17 protein-coding genes are annotated in these 16,657 nt (G+C 51.9%); 9 read left to right on the forward strand and 8 right to left on the reverse strand.

Annotated elements, in window-relative coordinates:
• Positions 1-81: 81 nt before the first annotated feature.
• The gene (gene yoeI / locus AC534G_RS09600) at positions 82-144 is read left to right on the forward strand and encodes a membrane protein YoeI (protein ID WP_110498811.1); all 63 of its coding nucleotides are present in this window, start codon (positions 82-84) and stop codon (positions 142-144) included.
• A complete protein-coding gene (gene plaP, locus AC534G_RS09605; protein WP_003030167.1) occupies positions 134-1,495 on the forward strand; it encodes a putrescine/proton symporter PlaP in 1,362 nt (453 codons plus the stop codon). The genes yoeI and plaP overlap by 11 nt, the downstream gene beginning before the upstream one ends.
• A gap of 60 nt (positions 1,496-1,555) precedes the next feature.
• Here plaP and sbcB read toward each other — a convergent pair whose 3' ends face one another.
• Positions 1,556-2,980, reverse strand: coding sequence for an exodeoxyribonuclease I (gene sbcB / locus AC534G_RS09610; protein ID WP_110497539.1), 1,425 nt, complete (start codon positions 2,978-2,980; stop codon positions 1,556-1,558).
• 392 nt (positions 2,981-3,372) lie between these two features.
• Between sbcB and phsA the strand changes: the two genes are divergently transcribed.
• From phsA to AC534G_RS09645, 7 genes are all read left to right on the forward strand, one after another.
• Complete coding sequence (phsA, locus tag AC534G_RS09615; RefSeq protein WP_110497541.1) at positions 3,373-5,646, forward strand: thiosulfate reductase PhsA; 2,274 nt, start codon at positions 3,373-3,375, stop codon at positions 5,644-5,646.
• A gap of 14 nt (positions 5,647-5,660) precedes the next feature.
• Positions 5,661-6,239 carry a thiosulfate reductase electron transport protein PhsB gene (gene phsB, locus AC534G_RS09620; RefSeq protein WP_069323525.1) on the forward strand — a complete coding sequence of 193 codons (579 nt, stop codon included), beginning with the start codon at positions 5,661-5,663 and terminating at the stop codon, positions 6,237-6,239.
• On the forward strand, positions 6,236-7,003 hold the full coding sequence (gene phsC, locus AC534G_RS09625; RefSeq protein ID WP_110497543.1) for a thiosulfate reductase cytochrome B subunit: 768 nt from the start codon (positions 6,236-6,238) through the stop codon (positions 7,001-7,003). Before phsB ends, phsC begins: the two co-directional genes overlap by 4 nt.
• 139 nt (positions 7,004-7,142) lie before the next feature.
• Complete coding sequence (gene dacD, locus AC534G_RS09630; protein ID WP_110497545.1) at positions 7,143-8,315, forward strand: serine-type D-Ala-D-Ala carboxypeptidase DacD; 1,173 nt, start codon at positions 7,143-7,145, stop codon at positions 8,313-8,315.
• Positions 8,316-8,439: 124 nt separating this feature from the next.
• The gene (gene sbmC / locus AC534G_RS09635) at positions 8,440-8,907 is read left to right on the forward strand and encodes a DNA gyrase inhibitor SbmC (RefSeq protein WP_110497547.1); all 468 of its coding nucleotides are present in this window, start codon (positions 8,440-8,442) and stop codon (positions 8,905-8,907) included.
• Between the two features lie 86 nt (positions 8,908-8,993).
• Entirely contained in the window at positions 8,994-10,052 is a 1,059-nt protein-coding gene (locus AC534G_RS09640; RefSeq protein ID WP_069323529.1) for an FUSC family protein, read from the forward strand.
• Positions 10,053-10,290: 238 nt separating this feature from the next.
• Positions 10,291-10,626 carry a DUF496 family protein gene (locus AC534G_RS09645; RefSeq protein ID WP_032939582.1) on the forward strand — a complete coding sequence of 112 codons (336 nt, stop codon included), beginning with the start codon at positions 10,291-10,293 and terminating at the stop codon, positions 10,624-10,626.
• Between the two features lie 39 nt (positions 10,627-10,665).
• Here AC534G_RS09645 and AC534G_RS09650 read toward each other — a convergent pair whose 3' ends face one another.
• The 7 genes from AC534G_RS09650 to AC534G_RS09680 all read right to left on the reverse strand — a co-directional run bounded on the left by AC534G_RS09650 (position 10,666) and on the right by AC534G_RS09680 (position 16,652).
• Positions 10,666-11,532, reverse strand: coding sequence for a GHMP family kinase ATP-binding protein (locus tag AC534G_RS09650; RefSeq protein ID WP_069323530.1), 867 nt, complete (start codon positions 11,530-11,532; stop codon positions 10,666-10,668).
• Between the two features lie 92 nt (positions 11,533-11,624).
• Entirely contained in the window at positions 11,625-12,839 is a 1,215-nt protein-coding gene (locus AC534G_RS09655) for an acetate/propionate family kinase (protein ID WP_110497549.1), read from the reverse strand.
• Complete coding sequence (pduV, locus tag AC534G_RS09660; protein WP_110497551.1) at positions 12,824-13,276, reverse strand: propanediol utilization protein PduV; 453 nt, start codon at positions 13,274-13,276, stop codon at positions 12,824-12,826. The genes AC534G_RS09655 and pduV overlap by 16 nt, the downstream gene beginning before the upstream one ends.
• A gap of 4 nt (positions 13,277-13,280) precedes the next feature.
• A complete protein-coding gene (gene pduU / locus AC534G_RS09665; protein WP_032939586.1) occupies positions 13,281-13,631 on the reverse strand; it encodes a propanediol utilization microcompartment protein PduU in 351 nt (116 codons plus the stop codon).
• Positions 13,631-14,185: a propanediol utilization microcompartment protein PduT gene (gene pduT, locus AC534G_RS09670; protein WP_003030201.1), complete on the reverse strand. Its 555-nt coding sequence runs from the start codon at positions 14,183-14,185 to the stop codon at positions 13,631-13,633. Before pduT ends, pduU begins: the two co-directional genes overlap by 1 nt.
• 2 nt (positions 14,186-14,187) lie before the next feature.
• Complete coding sequence (pduS, locus tag AC534G_RS09675; RefSeq protein ID WP_110497553.1) at positions 14,188-15,543, reverse strand: cobalamin reductase PduS; 1,356 nt, start codon at positions 15,541-15,543, stop codon at positions 14,188-14,190.
• Positions 15,540-16,652: a 1-propanol dehydrogenase PduQ gene (locus tag AC534G_RS09680; RefSeq protein ID WP_069323533.1), complete on the reverse strand. Its 1,113-nt coding sequence runs from the start codon at positions 16,650-16,652 to the stop codon at positions 15,540-15,542. The genes pduS and AC534G_RS09680 overlap by 4 nt, the downstream gene beginning before the upstream one ends.
• Between the last annotated feature and the right edge of the window lie 5 nt (positions 16,653-16,657).

Genomic DNA, 16,657 nt, shown 5'->3' on the forward strand with positions numbered 1-16,657 from the left:
TTCATAAAAGAGGCCGGGCTTCGTACCGGATAGATACTTACTTAAAAATCGACAGTTGTTGTCGCTGAGGATTAACAAAAAATGGGGCAATTTTTTGCTTACGCGACGGTTTTCGCCGTAATGGAGGATAACCATGTCGCATAACGCTACTCCAAACACCTCTCGCGTGGAATTACGTAAAACGCTTACGCTGGTTCCGGTTGTCATGATGGGCCTTGCCTATATGCAGCCGATGACGCTGTTCGATACATTCGGTATCGTCTCAGGAATGACCGATGGTCACGTCCCGACAGCTTACGCCTTCGCACTGATCGCCATCCTCTTTACCGCACTAAGCTACGGTAAACTGGTACGCCGCTATCCGTCCGCAGGCTCTGCCTACACTTACGCTCAGAAATCCATTAGCCCGACCGTTGGTTTTATGGTTGGCTGGTCATCGCTGCTGGACTACCTGTTCGCGCCGATGATCAACATTCTGTTGGCGAAAATTTATTTTGAAGCGCTGGTGCCTTCGATTCCATCGTGGATGTTCGTGGTGGCGCTGGTGGCCTTTATGACCGCCTTCAACCTGCGTAGCCTCAAGTCCGTCGCTAATTTCAACACCGTGATCGTGTTGTTGCAGGTGGTGCTGATTGCAGTGATCCTCGGCATGGTCGTTTATGGCGTGTTCGAAGGGGAAGGCGCCGGTACGCTGGCGAGCAGCCGTCCGTTCTGGTCGGGTGATGCGCACGTGATCCCGATGATCACCGGGGCTACCATCCTGTGCTTCTCGTTCACCGGGTTTGACGGTATCAGCAACCTGTCAGAAGAAACCAAAGATGCTGAGCGCGTGATCCCGCGTGCGATTTTCCTGACTGCGCTGATTGGTGGCCTGATCTTTATCGTCTCCACTTATCTGTTGCAGTTGTACTTCCCGGATATCTCGCGCTTTAAGGATCCGGATGCTTCGCAGCCGGAAATCATGCTGTATGTTGCTGGTAAGTTCTTCCAGGTCGGCGCGCTGATTTTCTCTACCATTACCGTACTGGCATCCGGTATGGCGGCGCATGCAGGCGTTGCGCGTCTGATGTACGTGATGGGTCGTGACGGCGTATTCCCGAAAAGTTTCTTCGGTTATGTACACCCGAAATGGCGTACTCCGTCCATGAACATCATTCTGGTTGGTGCGATTGCTTTGCTGGCAATCAACTTCGACCTGGTGATGGCGACGGCGCTGATTAACTTTGGTGCGCTGGTGGCGTTTACCTTCGTTAACCTGTCGGTAATCTCCCAGTTCTGGATCCGTGAGAAGCGTAACAAGACGCTGAAAGATCACTTCCAGTACCTGTTCCTGCCAATGTGCGGTGCGCTGACCGTTGGCGCGCTGTGGGTGAACCTGGAAGAAAGCTCAATGGTTCTGGGCCTGATCTGGGCGGGTATCGGTCTGATCTACCTGGCGTGCGTGACCAAAAGCTTCCGCAACCCGGTACCGCAGTACGACGAAGATATCGCGTAATAACTGCATTTAGCTGAAAAAAAAACGGAGACATGTTCTCCGTTTTTTTATACGTGGGATTTAGACAATCTCTTGCGCATATTGCCAGAGTGCTTTCAGCAGCGTCAGCTTCTCTTTGTTATCCGCATAATGCTGACTCAGCATCTGTAATTCATTGGCGTAATTTTGCAAAAACTCCGGCGTGAATACCTGACGACGATGGTCCAGCCAGCGCTGTTGTTCGGCTTCATCCAGCGTTCCGGGGAAGTTACGCGCGCGGTAGTTAAACAGCAGCTTTTCAATGCGTTTATCGACAAAGGTGATATCCAGCGCCGGTAAATTGCGCGGTTCGGTTTCCTGAACGATTTTCATCGCGGCGCGGTCGGCATCGCTGAAAAAGCCGTTGTACAACTGGGCATCTACGTTATCCGATGGCGCAAAGGGTTCCGCCTCGGCAAAGATAGCCACGACTTTGTCGCGTACCTGTGGGTTTTCGCGCAGAATTTTGAGATTATCCAGACAATGCTGGCGGTTAATACCGAGACGATCGGCATCTTCCGGGCGCAGGGTGTTCGCCTGTGCCAGTACCGGACATTTGTTGATGTGCACCAGTTTAACCGGCACTGCGGGGTTATCTCCCAGATCAGCCTTAGCGGTATAGAGCCGCTCACGCAGCGCGTCGCTGTCCAGTTCGAGCAGCGGTGAAATATCACCGGCCAGATCGACCATGATAACCGCGTTGCGATTTTCCGGATGCCAGGCCAGTGGCGCCACCCAACTGGTGTTACCGCGCCATGCGCCGAACATGCCCGAGACATGGACCAGCGGCTTCATCTGCGGCACATCAATTAGCGCCGCCAGTTTGTGCTTATTACGATGGCTATAGAGATATTCAAACAGACGTGGCTGGCGTGACTTGACTAATTGCGCCATCGCAATCGTGGCATACACATCGGCCATTGCATCGTGGGTGTTGGCATGCTCAATCCCATTCGCTTTGGTCAAATGTTCCAGGCGGAAGCTGGGCAAGCCATCGTCGTTTTCCGGCCAGTTAATACCTTCAGGACGCAGGGCATAGCAGGCACGCATTACATCCAGCAGATCCCAGCGCGAATTATCGTTCTGCCAGCTCCAGGCATAGGGATCATAGAAATTGCGATACAGGATATTTCGCGTCACTTCATCATCGAAGCGCACGTTGTTATAGCCCAGAATACAGGTTTTCGGTACGGTAAACAGGGCGTGAATACGCGCAGCAAAAGCAGCTTCATTTTCTCCCTTTTCACGTGCTTCTTGCGGGGTGATGCCGGTAATCAGTACCGCCTCGGGCTGTGGTAGATAATCATCTGCGGGTTTGCAATAAAAGACTTCAGGTTCACCGATAATGTTGAAATCATTATCTGTGCGGATAGCCGCAAATTGCGCGGGTCTGTCCAGCGCCGGATGGGTACCAAAAGTCTCGTAATCGTGGAAGAGAAAACCAGGTTGCTGCTTGCCGTCATTCATTGTTCAGTTATGTCCGGGATCAATTTAGCGCTTATCCAAGAATACCAAAAAATAGCGAGGTAATCAGCAAGAGGATTATCGATGCGGAATGGCCTACGCAAGAAAATTGCGCTAAACACGGCTTTGAACGAATGATTAATTATTTTCTTACCGTTAAAGGAAATTACTGGAATAAACTTTCTTAAAATCACACCTTGGGAAATAAGTTAATTGATAACCATTATTGTTATTTCATTTTCTGTTTTCTGGATGTTTTAAAAGTCTTTTAAAAACAACGGCCTTATATTTCTATTAATGCGCTTGTATGCATTGTAATAAAATGTGAGTGAGGTTAAAAATTAATAATATAAACTCCATATAATAATTGGATATATCTAATAACAGGAGGTTATATGAGCATAAGTCGGCGTAATTTTTTACGAGGGGTGGGTATAGGTTGCTCAGCCTGTGCGATAGGCAGTTTTCCACCAGGCGCACTGGCGCGGAATTCTCCCGAGCACATAAAAGGGAAAACATCCCTGACGCCAAGTTTGTGCGAAATGTGTTCTTTTCGCTGCCCAATTCAGGCTCAGGTAATTAATAATAAGACGGTTTTTATTCAAGGAAACCCTAATGCGCCTCAGCAGGGGACGCGTGTCTGCGCGCGCGGAGGCAGCGGTGTTAGCCTGGTCAACGACCCGCATCGTATTGTTAAACCGATGAAACGCACAGGACCTCGCGGGAGCGGTGAGTGGCAGGTAATTAGCTGGCAGCAGGCATATAAAGAAATTGCCGAAAAAATGACGGCAATAAAAGCGCAGCATGGTCCTGAGGGGGTCGTATTCTCTTCCAAGTCCGGTTCGCTTTCCGGCCATTTATTTCACCTCGCGACGGCTTTTGGATCGCCGAACACGTTTACTCACGCCTCGACATGCCCCGCCGGAAAAGCGATTGCCGCTAAAGTTATGATGGGTGGCGATTTAGCCATGGATATCGTCAATACCCGTTATATGGTCTCTTTTGGCCATAACCTCTATGAAGGCATTGAGGTTGCCGACACCCATGAATTGATGACCGCGCAGGAAAAGGGCGCGAAGATGGTCAGCTTTGATCCCCGTTTGTCCGTCTTCTCCAGCAAAGCGGATGAATGGCATGCGCTTAAGCCTGGCGGTGACCTACCGGTGCTGATGGCCATGTGTCATGTCATGATCAAAGAAAATCTGTATGACGCAGACTTTGTGGCACGCTACACCACAGGGTTTGACCAACTGGCTGAGGCGGTCCAGGAGAGCACGCCGGAATGGGCGCAAAAGCTCGCTGATGTGCCTGCCGATGTGATTATCCGCGTCACCCGCGAAATGGCCGCCTGCGCCCCTCACGCCATTGTCAGTCCGGGTCATCGTGCGACGTTTTCGCAAGAAGAAATTGACATGCGGCGCATGATTTTCACCCTCAATGTGTTACTTGGAAATATTGAGCGTGAGGGTGGGTTGTATCAGAAAAAAGCGGCGGCAACGTACAATAAGCTGGCCGGAGAGAAAGTTGCTCCCGTGCTGGCAAAACCCGATGCCAAATTACCCAAGCCAACGGCGCAGCGTATCGATCTGGTGGCCCCGCAGTTCAAGTACATCGCGGCCGGCGGCGGCGTAGTGCAAAGCATTATTGATGCCGTCTTAAAGCAAACGCCGTATCCGGTGAAGGGATGGATCATGTCCCGACACAACCCTTTCCAGACCGTGACCTGTCGACCAGACCTGGTCAAGACCGTTGAACAGCTCGACCTGGTGGTCAGTTGCGATGTTTATTTAAGCGAAAGCGCGGCGTATGCCGATTATCTTTTGCCTGAATGTACTTACCTTGAACGCGATGAAGAAGTTTCTGATATGTCGGGCCTGAATCCAGCCTATGCCTTGCGTCAGCAGGTGGTTGAGCCTATCGGTGACGCGCGTCCGAGCTGGCAAATCTGGAAAGAACTGGCTGTTCAGTTAGGCCTTGGGCAATTCTACCCATGGCAGGATATGCAAACGCGCCAGTTGTACCAGCTTAATGGCGATCATGCGTTATCTGCTGAGCTGCGTCAGAAAGGGTATCGCGAGTGGGGTGTTCCGTTATTGCTGCGCGAACCCGAAGCGGTGCGTCAGTTTGTGGCACGCTATCCGGGTGCGGTAGCGGTTGATAGCGACGGCACTTATGGTGAGCAGCTGCGTTTTAAATCCCCGTCAGGAAAAATCGAACTCTACTCTGCCGAGCTGGAAACACTCCTGCCAGGCTACGGTGTTCCTCGCGCCCGCAATTTTGCGCTCAAAGGCGACAATGAACTCTATTTTATTCAGGGCAAAGTGGCGGTTCATACCAATGGCGCAACGCAATATGTGCCACTGCTGAGTGAGCTGATGTGGGACAACGCGGTGTGGATCCACCCGCAAACGGCCCGTGAAAAAGGCATCAAAAGCGGCGATGACATCTGGCTGGAAAATGCAACCGGTAAGGAAAAAGGCAAAGCGCTGGTCACCGCCGGTATTCGACCCGATACGCTATTCGTCTATATGGGATTTGGCGCCAAGGCAGGAGCCAAAACAGCCGCGACGACGCACGGTATTCATTGCGGTAATTTGCTTCCGCATGTCACCAGTCCGGTGTCAGGTACGGTGGTCCACACCGCTGGCGTTACGCTTCGTCGGGCATGAGAAAGGAGTACATCATGAATCAATCAACAAACCCTTATGTCATGCTGCATGACGAAAAACGCTGCATTGGTTGTCAGGCGTGTACGGTTGCCTGCAAGGTACTGAATGACGTGCCTGAAGGTTTTAGCCGCTTACAGGTACAGATCCGTTCACCGGAACATGAACCCGAGGCGCTTTCCCATTTCCAGTTTGTTCGTGTTTCTTGCCAGCATTGTGAAGATGCGCCGTGCGTCAGCGTTTGTCCAACCGGTGCATCATTCCGCGATGAAAACGGCATTGTGCAGGTGGATAAGTCCCGCTGTATTGGCTGTGACTACTGCGTCGCTGCTTGTCCGTTCCATGTGCGCTACCTCAATCCGCAAACGGGAATCGCAGACAAATGTAATTTCTGCGCGGATACCCGTCTGGATGTTGAACAGTCGCCCGCCTGCGTTTCCGTTTGTCCGACGGATGCGTTGAAGTTTGGTCGTCGCGATGACCCGGAAATCCAGCACTGGATCAATCAAAAAGAGGTTTATCGCCAGCAGGATACGCGTAGTGGCCCGGTGAGTGTTTATCGGCGTAAAGAGATCCATCAGGAGGGTAAAGTATGAATTCTATCTGGGGAGCGGAACTTAACTATGCGCCGGACTACTGGCCGCTGTGGCTCATTTATGCGGGCGTTATTGTTGTGCTGATGATTGCGGGCCTGGTCACGCACGCGCTGTTACGTCGGATGCTGGCGCCAAAAACGGTAACCGGAGAGGAGCACCGGGAGTACCTCTATTCGCTGGCTGTTCGCCGTTGGCACTGGGGAAATGCGCTGCTCTTTATTCTGCTTTTGCTGAGCGGCCTGTTTGGCCACTTCTCTGTCGGGCCGGTAGTGTTGATGGTGCAGGTACATACCTGGTGCGGCTTCGCATTGCTGGCCTTCTGGATTGGCTTTGTGTTAATAAACGCAACCAGCGGCAACGGCTGCCATTATCGCGTGAAGTTAAACGGGTTAATATCACGCTGCCTGCTGCAAACGCGTTTTTATCTGTATGGCATCATGAAGGGCGAGCCGCACCCGTTTGCCGCAACGGCAAAGGACAAATTTAACCCACTGCAACAACTGGCCTACCTGGCCATTATGTACGCGCTGGTTCCGCTGTTGATCATCACCGGGTTGTTATGTCTCTACCCGCAGGTGTCAGGGGCGGGGCCGATAATGCTGGTGCTGCATATGGCGTTAGCGATTGTCGGCTTACTGTTCATCTGCGCACATATTTACCTGTGTACGCTGGGCGACACGCCAGGGCAAATTTTCCGCAGTATGTTCGACGGCTACCATCGCCATCGCAGCCATCACGCAGAGACTGCGCCACGCAAAGGATAATTTCGCGCGCGGTTTGTCTCTGACAGCCTTGTATGACAGCAAGAAAATGTGCCTTATGTCACATTTTCTTGCAATTTATTCAAGTTTGTTCGACAGAACTTCCGTAAAAAGAACGGCTATTTATCCCTTTTCTGAGGACATGCTGTTGAAACGCCGTTTGTTTATTGCCGCTTCACTATTCACGATGAGTTTTACGTCCGCCTGGGCGACCGATGCCGTCAGCTTCGCCCCACAGCCGCCTGCGATAAATGCCGGGGCGTGGGTATTAATGGATTACACCACGGGCCAAATTCTGACAGCCGGTAATGAACACCAGCAACGTAACCCCGCCAGTTTGACCAAGCTGATGACCGGCTATGTTGTTGACCGCGCAATCGACAGTAAGCGCATTAGTCCAACCGATATTGTCACCGTTGGGCGTGATGCCTGGGCGAAAGACAATCCGGTATTCGTCGGTTCATCCTTGATGTTCCTGAAACAAGGCGATCGCGTTTCGGTGCGCGACCTCAGCCGCGGGCTAATTGTTGATTCCGGGAATGATGCCTGCGTGGCGCTGGCTGATTACATCGCCGGGGGACAACCGCAGTTTGTGGCGATGATGAACAACTATGCGCAAAAGCTGAACCTGCAGGATACCCATTTTGAAACGGTTCATGGTCTGGATGCGCCAGGTCAGCATAGCTCTGCTTACGATCTGGCCGTATTGTCGCGAGCTATCATCCATGGTGAACCGGATTTCTACCATATGTACAGTGAGAAAAGCCTTACCTGGAACGGAATCACGCAGCAAAACCGTAATGGCCTGTTGTGGGATAAAACCATGAACGTGGATGGTCTGAAGACAGGGCATACGTCCGGTGCCGGGTTCAATCTGATCGCTTCCGCCGTTGATGGACAACGTCGACTGATTGCGGTTGTGATGGGGGCGGAGAGTGCGAAAGGCCGTGAAGACCAGGCGCGTAAGCTGCTGCAATGGGGACAACAAAACTTCGATACGGTGCAGGTTTTGCGTAGCGGTAAGCAGGTCGGTACTGAACGGATCTGGTATGGCGACAAAGAAAAAATCAGCCTGGGCACCGAGCAGGATTTCTGGATGGCCCTGCCTAAAGCGGAAGTGGCTAACATTAAAGCAAAATATGTCCTTGATAAGAAAGAACTGGTTGCACCAATCGCGGCACATCAGCGTGTGGGTGAAATTGAACTCTACGATCGGGATAAGCTGGTGGCGCACTGGCCTCTGGTTACGCTGGAGTCCGTCAGCGAAGGTGGCGTTTTCTCGCGTCTGAGCGATTATTTCCACCACAAGGCGTAGTTATTTCCTGGAATGCCTGACTGGCAAGAGTGCGAATCTGCTCACATAATAATCACTATTTACTTGTGGCCGTAATACCTAAAAATTATACTGTATATACATACAGTATAATCACGGAGGTTATATGGAGTACGAGATTAAACAGGTCGATAAACGCAGGATTGCCGGTTTTCACATGGTTGGTCCGTGGGAACAAACGGTAAAGCAAGGTTTTGAGCAGTTAATGAAGTGGGTCGACGGGAAGCAAATTGTTCCGCTGGAATGGATAGCCGTTTATTACGACAATCCTGACGTTGTCCCGGCGGAGAAACTGCGTTGCGATACCGTGGTATCTGTGCCTGAAGATTTTGCGATCCCGGAAAACAGCGAAGGGGTGATCCTGACCGAAGTGGCGGGTGGCGACTATGCTGTTGCCGTTGCGCGTGTAGAAAATCATGACTTTGCGACGCCGTGGTACCAGTTTTTTGACTGCCTGACGCAAGATACGACTTTCGAAATAGCTGCTAAACCCTGCTTTGAAGTGTACATGAACAATGGCATCGAGGATGGCTACTGGGACATTGAAATGTACATACCGGTGCAGTCGAAGTAACTGTTTTTGATGCAAATCAGGATGATATTTTCAGGCAATAAACGAGTACAATCTTGTTCTTTGCTATTCGCTGACGGAGTGCATGAGTGCGTGCCAATAAGTCACTGAGCCCTTTTGAAATTCGTTTGTATCGTCATTATCGTGTAGTGCACGGTATTCGCATTGCGCTTGCGTTTATTCTCACTTTTCTGTTGGTACGCCTGTTAAACATTCCTGAAGGTACATGGCCTCTGATCACGCTGGTGGTGATCATGGGGCCTATTTCTTTTTGGGGGAACGTTGTTCCCAGAGCTTTTGAACGTATTGGCGGCACGATCCTGGGATCGGTGCTTGGGCTGGTGGCCCTGCGTCTGGAGCTTTTTTCGCTTCCGCTGATGCTGATATGGTGCGCGGTGGCGATGTTTCTCTGCGGTTGGCTGGCATTGGGCAAAAAACCGTATCAGGCGCTGTTGATTGGTATTACGCTTGCCGTTGTAGTGGGTGCTCCCGCTGGGGATATGAATACGGCGTTATGGCGTGGCGGCGACGTTATTCTTGGATCGTTGCTGGCAATGCTGTTTACCGGCGTGTGGCCACAACGGGCATTTATACACTGGCGTATTCAACTGGCGCATTGCGTAACGGGGTACAATCGGGTGTACCAGGCGGCGCTCTCCCCCAATCTGCTTGAACAACCGCGACTGGAGAAGCATTTACAACAGCTGTTGAGCGAGGTTGTCAAAATGCGCGGGCTCATCGTCCCTGCCAGTAAAGAAACGCATATTCAAAAATCCATTTTTGAAGCTATTCAGACGGTTAATCGTAACCTCGTCTGCATGCTCGAGTTGCAAATCAATGCGCTCTGGGCCAGCCGTACCAGTCACTTTGTTATGTTGAATGCGCATACTTTGCGTGAAACCCAGCTCAGGACGCAGCAGGCGCTACTGACAATAACGCATGCATTATATGAAGGTAATCCGCAGCCAGTACTTGCCAATACGGAGAAGCTCAATGATACCGTGGTGGAGCTGCGTCAGCTTATCGCTGAGCATAAGGGCAATAATGTCGCGGAAACGCCTATTCACGGCTACGTTTGGTTGAATATGGAGATGGCGCGACAGCTGGAGTTACTTTCTCATTTAATCTGTCGCGCGCTGCGCAAATAAAGAGCAGACGAGGGGATTGGTTTCACTGCTGCTTCGATTCAGCAACGATTAGAGGTATGATACTGTAAAAGGCTAAAACCATTGGTAACTGCAATGGCTTTACCCTCGATAATTCAGGTTTCAACCATGCATTGTCGATGCAGATGCAACTTGAAGTATGGCGGGCATGAAAGTAATGTTGACCCACTTTAGCCGTTGTTTAAACGAATCCGAATCTCACATTATCAGGGGTGTAAAAATGGAAACTACCAAGCCTTCTTTCCAGGACGTGCTGGAATTTGTTCGTCTGTTCCGTCGTAAAAACAAACTGCAACGTGAAATCCAGGACGTTGAGAAAAAGATCCGTGACAACCAGAAACGTGTCCTGCTGTTGGACAACCTGAGCGACTACATCAAGCCAGGCATGAGCGTGGAAGCGATTCAGGGTATTATCGCTAGCATGAAAAGCGATTACGAAGATCGCGTTGATGATTACATCATCAAAAATGCTGAGATCTCAAAAGAGCGCCGCGATATTTCTAAGAAGCTGAAAGCCATGGGTGAACTGAAAAACGGCGAAGCGAAAGCTGAGTAACGATTTATGCTTGTCCGGGTCGCTGCTGTGCGGCGACCCTTATTGCAGTTCAACTCCGCCTGCGACCATTCGCAATAAATGCTGTTCTGGCCAGTGAACCGTCAGTTTTTTCTGTGTCAGCATCCATTTTATGTAATCCACATCATGACGCGTTCTGTCCAGCATCAGGCCGACAACGCTGCCGCTGTGCGCAACGTTAACGCCGTATAAATCACATTCCTCTACCAGCGCTAATAGTGAATCAAAATCTGGTTTCGGTAACAGCAACTGGCTGGCGGTTGCGCTTAGCGTGGCGGCTTCGCCCATCCGGTAAGGATTTTGGCTGATACAAGCTTCCTGTACCTTTTCCCATGCTCGTTTGAGGGCCGGAGCACCTGCCTGTAACCCGGAATGACGCGGAATACGGTGATAATCAGCAGTGCGCAATGTTTCCGGGCTTTCGAGAACCAGCAGATCGAGTTGAGGCTGGGCTTCGCAGGCAATTTGCGTGGAGGCGTCGTTATGATCGAAAAGGGTAAGCTTACGAAAAACGGTGCTGTCGGTAGGCTCCAGCGAAACGCAAAGTTGCGCCAGCGTAGGCTCATCCAGGTGATGGCCCAGATGATGTGCTGTGGCGACAGCGGTGGCGGCAATATCTGCAGTGCTGCTGGCCATTCCTTTAGCGATGGGAATAGTTGACTGGACATCAATTCGGATATCCTGACTCATCTGCGCCGGGTATTGCCAGTGCTGCAATAGCCGATTAACCATCGCCCGTGAAAGTGGACGTTCCTCTGCCAGCGGCGAGCCTGAAGTGACTTCAACGGTGCTATACCATTCGACCGGGCAGGAGACTAATTTCTCACTGCCCAGAATCCAGCCCTGGATAAGTTCTCCGCACGATGCGGGACATTGCGCAACAGCCACGTCTTCACCTTTGTGATCAGCAATCTTCGGCGCATAGTGTCATGGCGATCATGCTATTACCATGATTTGCCGCAATTTGCGGTGCGGCAGCGCTAAGCGGGAATGCCCAATGTCACAGTTTCTGATATCGCTAAACGCATAACGTCCTGCGCTATCATCAGCTCTTCATTGGTATTAATCACCGCCACTTTAACCAGCGCATTTTCTGTCTGAATAAACGTGGCGTTTCGCTGATTTTTTTCTTCATCGACGGCCAGTCCCAGGAAATTCAGATTGCGACAAATTGCCGCTCGCGCTCGCGCTGAGTTCTCGCCGATCCCACCGGTAAATACCAGCGCGTCCAGGCCGCCCATCTGCATAATATAGCTGCCAATGGTGGCGCGAATGCGCTCGGCAAAAAGCGTCAACGCCAGCGCCGCCTGATGATTACCTGCATCTGCGGCATGTTCAACATCGCGATAGTCAGGTGAGATGCCAGAGACACCTAGTAGTCCGGACTCATTGTTGAGCAATTGGTTGAGCTGCTGCGGTGTTTTGCCTTCGCGCAGGGCAATCCATGGCAAAATCGATGGGTCAATATCGCCGCTTCGCGTGCCCATCATCACGCCAGACTGCGGCGTAAACCCCATAGAGGTATTAACTGATTGACCACCTTTGATGGCGCAGATGCTGCTGCCGTTGCCAAGATGACAACAAACGACGCGCAGGGCGCTGAGGGGCACCCCTAACTTTTCAGCAAGCTGGGCGCTGACATATTTGTGGCTGGTGCCATGAAATCCGTAACGACGAATACCCAGCTCTGAATAGTAACGCCAGGGCAGGGGATAAATGAAAGAAGGCTCGTCAAGCGTCTGATGAAAAGCGGTGTCAAAAACCGCCACGGCTGGCGTTTCGGGTAATAGCTGGCGAAATACTGCAATTCCCAACGCATTTACCGGGTTATGTAGCGGGGCCAGTTCCGCAAGGCGATCAATTTCCGCCAGCGTTTCATCGGTTACCAGTGCGGAATCTTTAAAAGATTCCCCGCCGTGTGCGACGCGATGCCCCACGCCGTCGATCTCCTGCAGACTGCTGATAATATTGTGGTTGAGCAGTTTTTCCAGGAGCAGCGTCACTGCTTCACGGTGATCGGCTACGGGCAATGTTTCCTGCCATTTTTGCGCAGGCGTTTTAAGGGTGACCTGCGCATCAGACATACCAATACGCTCGATCAACCCCTGACAAATCATTTCACCTTGCGGCATCGCCAGCAGCTGAAACTTAAGCGAGGAACTCCCCGCGTTAATGGCCATTATTTTGTGAGACATGAAAGTTCCTTTGCATTCAGAAAAATGAACATCTCATCGATCCCTGTATTCTCCAGCGCGCTGGTGACAAACACTTTTTGCGCGCCAGCCTCGACTAACCAGCTCTCAACGAGGGAAATGCGCTGCGGATTGGCTAAATCGGCTTTAGTGACGAGGCCAATAACGGGTCGGTTCATTGGGCCTGTGAAACCGGGAGAAAATGGCGACCACGGCGCGTCAGCATTGAGGACCAGCGCGATGATGTCTGCTTCACAGGCGCTGGTCAGCAGCGCACTGTACAGACAGCGGTTTTCAAGATATTCGCCCGGTGTATCTATCGCTGCGGGCGACCAGACTATGGCCTGGGTCTTCTGATAGTGAAGCGCTTCTCCCCGCATGCATTGCGTGAGCGACGTTTTTCCGCACTGGCTGGGTCCGATTAGCATGATGCGTTTCATGAGATTACGTCCGGGTGATGGGGCAAGCGGTAAAACGCATCATTTCGCCCAGCGTTCGGGTTACCTGTTTTAGCGCGTACTCAACGGCGGAGACGTCGCCCGTTAGTACCACCGCGCCGGTAAATCGGTCGAGAAAACCAATCTCTACCGCTCCGGATTTCGTGGCGATATCGCAGGCGATAATTGAGGCTTCGCTGGGGGTAATCGTCAAAATCCCGATTGCGGATACTGAATCCTGTAATCCCAGCTTCTTGAACAAATCTTTTCCGGGATTGGCGATAAGATGCGCCAGCGTGACCTGCTTACCGGGAACATATTCCTGGATCATACGATCCGTGGTGGGCTGTCTTTCCATTATCCCTCCACCATCTGCCGCCACATGCTTTCATGCGGGCGAGGTATGACAGAACGATAAACCAACAGGCCTTTTTCACCCGCGCTTTCACTGGCAACCGTTACTGCGTTATTCACATCGGATACATCGCCAGCGACAACCATGTAGCACTTGCCGCCAATACCAAATGCCATGTGCACGCGAACCAATGTGACATTGGAAGCTTTAACTGCGCGATCCGCGGCACAGATACAGGCCGCCACGCTCCATGTTTCAACAATCCCGACAGCCTGACGCTTATCCACGCTATTTAACCCGCTGATTGCCGGGAGTACGCTGGCATGAATATTAGGCAGTACCAGACTGTCGACGAGCATATCGCCAGCAAGAGATGTACCAGTGGCTATCGCCTGCTGTACTGCGCCTACGTCACCACCAAGCATAAGCAGGAATTTTCCCGGGCAGATGGTCTTGCTGACCAGTAAATTCACATTCGCGCTTTTTAACATGGCATCGCCAGCTTCCATTCCTTTGGCAATGCTGGTGAGTTCTAAGATCCCTATAGCCTGAGACATGATTAACCTCTTATTACCGTGATGGATTGCTCAGTGATTTCGCTGACAATACCGTCAATACTGGCGTGGACAGGCGCACCTAATGCGCCTGTCTGCACATCGGCAACGCATTGACCGCGAACAACGCGATCGCCTTGCTGCACACATGGGATGGCGCTGGCGCCAATATGCTGGCGTAGCAACAGCGTCGTTTTATCGGTGGAAAAATCAGTTTCAGCCAGTGGTGCATCGTGATACCAGTCGCTAAGACCCAGTTTGGTAATAAGGCGCTTAACCGGGATCAACCGGTATTTCGCCATTTCATCCTCAGGATTTAGCGGCCCTTCATAACGATGGTTGAGCGCCCGTAGTTCGCGTTTAAGCATGCGGTTGATTCGCATCGGCGATATTCCAACCGGACAGGCAACGCTTTCACAGACATTGCATTCTGAACAGGTCAGGGCCGTGAGCAGCAGCTGTGGTGTGGCCGCCTGCTGATAATTAACCGCGCGAACCAGCAGATGTGGTGATAATTCATGGCCGATTAAGTGCCTTGGGCACAAATCCGTACACAAACGGCACTGCTCGCATACGGTTTTTGCGACGGAAAGCACGGTGCGTTCATCCTGCATTCGCCGCTGAATCAGCGCATGAGATTTTGGTAAAACCAGCAACCCACCGGTGGTCTTGCTGACGGGGGTATCCAGGGAGGTAATAAGACCGCCCATCATCGGGCCGCCATTAATAAATCCTGGATCGTCAACGGTTGCGCCTCCCGCCAGCGCCAGCACCTCGCGAAGTGACATCCCGATAGGGACAGTGAGTGTGATGGGTTTGGCGACTGCGCCGTTGACGGTCAACGTACGACGGGTAACGGGATATTGCTGTTCAACCGCTCTGGCGATGTTGAGCACGGTCTGGACGTTATTAACCACCACGCCGACGCTGACCGGCAGTGCGGCAGGTGGGACCCTCCGGCCTGTTGCCATCCAGATGGTCAGCACCTCGTCACCGGCCGGGTAGACATCAGGTAAAATGTGTAACCGGATATCGGCAGGTAGCAGAGGAGCTAACGCATTGATAGCCTTCTGATATTTCTCTTTGAGCGCAATAATACCGGCACTGGCTCCGGTAGCCGTCATGGCATATTTAACGCCGCGAATAAGTCGGCCTGCCTGGACGCTCATCAATTGCTGGTCAACTTTTAACATCGGTTCACATTCGGCGGCATTCACCAGAAATGTATCGACCTGCGCCTGTAATTTTACGTGCGCAGGAAAGCCTGCACCGCCGGCTCCAACAACGCCAGCAGCCCGAACGCGTTCGCGTATCGTCTGCGCATCATAAAGCGTGGACTCTGCCGTCATGGCTGTATTCATAATAATTCCTCAAGCAGTTCCTGCATGGCACTGGCGTCGGCAACACGAGGATTGGTTTGCAGCGTGACATCAGCCAGCGCGGCCTGAACCATCGACGGTATACGCTGTGACCAGTTTTGCTTTCCGTCTTTGAGTGCGTCAACGAAAGAAGGTAACGCACACTGTTTTTTGAGAAGCTCAATGTGATGAATGAGCGCATTCAGCGCAGCCGTATCGTTCGCGTTATCCGGGCATAAATGGCAGGCTTTAGCGAAACGGGCATAGCGCTTCGCGGCCCTGGGGTCGCGGGCATTAAAATGAATGACAGGGGTCAGCAGCAGTGCATTGGCAAGTCCGTGGGGCAGATGAAACTGGCCGCCCAACTGATGGGCAATCGCATGGTTTATACCCAACCCCGCCTGGCTAAATGCCATTCCTGCGAGCGTTGACGCGTTGTGCATTTTCCCCCTGGTTGCCAGACACTCGCCTTTGCTGACGGCGACGGGAAGGTACTGGAAGACGATTTGTGCCGCTTTTTCCGCCAGCGCGTCGGTGAAATCGCTGGCCTTCGTGGACACGTAAGCCTCCAGCGCATGCGTCAGGACGTCCATGCCGGTATTCGCGGTGATGGCAGGAGGTACGCTGACAACCAGCGTTGGATCGAGGATGGCCATATCCGGGTAAAGCGCATTGTCAAACAAGGGATATTTAATGCCTTTATCCGGATCGCTAATCACGCAGGCGCTGGTCACTTCCGAGCCTGTGCCGCTGGTGGTGGGAATAGCAACACAGGTTTCGATTTCAATACCAAACTGTCGGCTGAACCAAACGATGGCTTTCGCGGCATCCAGCGCTGAGCCTCCGCCAAAACCAATGACAACATCCGGTCGCAGGGACTGCATTTGCGCAATCCCTTGCACCACCGTGCTAATGGTTGGGTCGGGGGTAATATCGCTGAAAATGCTGATGCGATTATCCGCAGGAAGCGTGTTGCGCAGCTTTTCAATCACAGGAGAACGCGCCAGAAAACCATCGCAGATAATCCAGATATGCTTATTCGTGAAACGCTTGAGCACATCCAGGCTTCCCTGGCCGCTGAATAATCGAGTTTGCAGTGAAAAGCTTTTCATAACGG

The sequence above is a fragment of the Citrobacter sp. CRE-46 genome (assembly GCF_059615875.1).

Coding starts and splice junctions, on each gene's coding strand:
- pduU (WP_032939586.1), bottom strand. CDS start 13,631: ATGGAAAGACAGCCCACCACGGATCGTATGATCCAGGAATATGTTCCC.
- pduT (WP_003030201.1), bottom strand. CDS start 14,185: ATGTCTCAGGCTATAGGGATCTTAGAACTCACCAGCATTGCCAAAGGA.
- phsC (WP_110497543.1), top strand. CDS start 6,236: ATGAATTCTATCTGGGGAGCGGAACTTAACTATGCGCCGGACTACTGG.
- phsB (WP_069323525.1), top strand. CDS start 5,661: ATGAATCAATCAACAAACCCTTATGTCATGCTGCATGACGAAAAACGC.
- AC534G_RS09655 (WP_110497549.1), bottom strand. CDS start 12,839: ATGTCTCACAAAATAATGGCCATTAACGCGGGGAGTTCCTCGCTTAAG.
- AC534G_RS09645 (WP_032939582.1), top strand. CDS start 10,291: ATGGAAACTACCAAGCCTTCTTTCCAGGACGTGCTGGAATTTGTTCGT.
- AC534G_RS09680 (WP_069323533.1), bottom strand. CDS start 16,652: ATGAAAAGCTTTTCACTGCAAACTCGATTATTCAGCGGCCAGGGAAGC.
- phsA (WP_110497541.1), top strand. CDS start 3,373: ATGAGCATAAGTCGGCGTAATTTTTTACGAGGGGTGGGTATAGGTTGC.
- sbmC (WP_110497547.1), top strand. CDS start 8,440: ATGGAGTACGAGATTAAACAGGTCGATAAACGCAGGATTGCCGGTTTT.
- dacD (WP_110497545.1), top strand. CDS start 7,143: ATGCTGTTGAAACGCCGTTTGTTTATTGCCGCTTCACTATTCACGATG.
- plaP (WP_003030167.1), top strand. CDS start 134: ATGTCGCATAACGCTACTCCAAACACCTCTCGCGTGGAATTACGTAAA.
- pduV (WP_110497551.1), bottom strand. CDS start 13,276: ATGAAACGCATCATGCTAATCGGACCCAGCCAGTGCGGAAAAACGTCG.
- sbcB (WP_110497539.1), bottom strand. CDS start 2,980: ATGAATGACGGCAAGCAGCAACCTGGTTTTCTCTTCCACGATTACGAG.
- pduS (WP_110497553.1), bottom strand. CDS start 15,543: ATGAATACAGCCATGACGGCAGAGTCCACGCTTTATGATGCGCAGACG.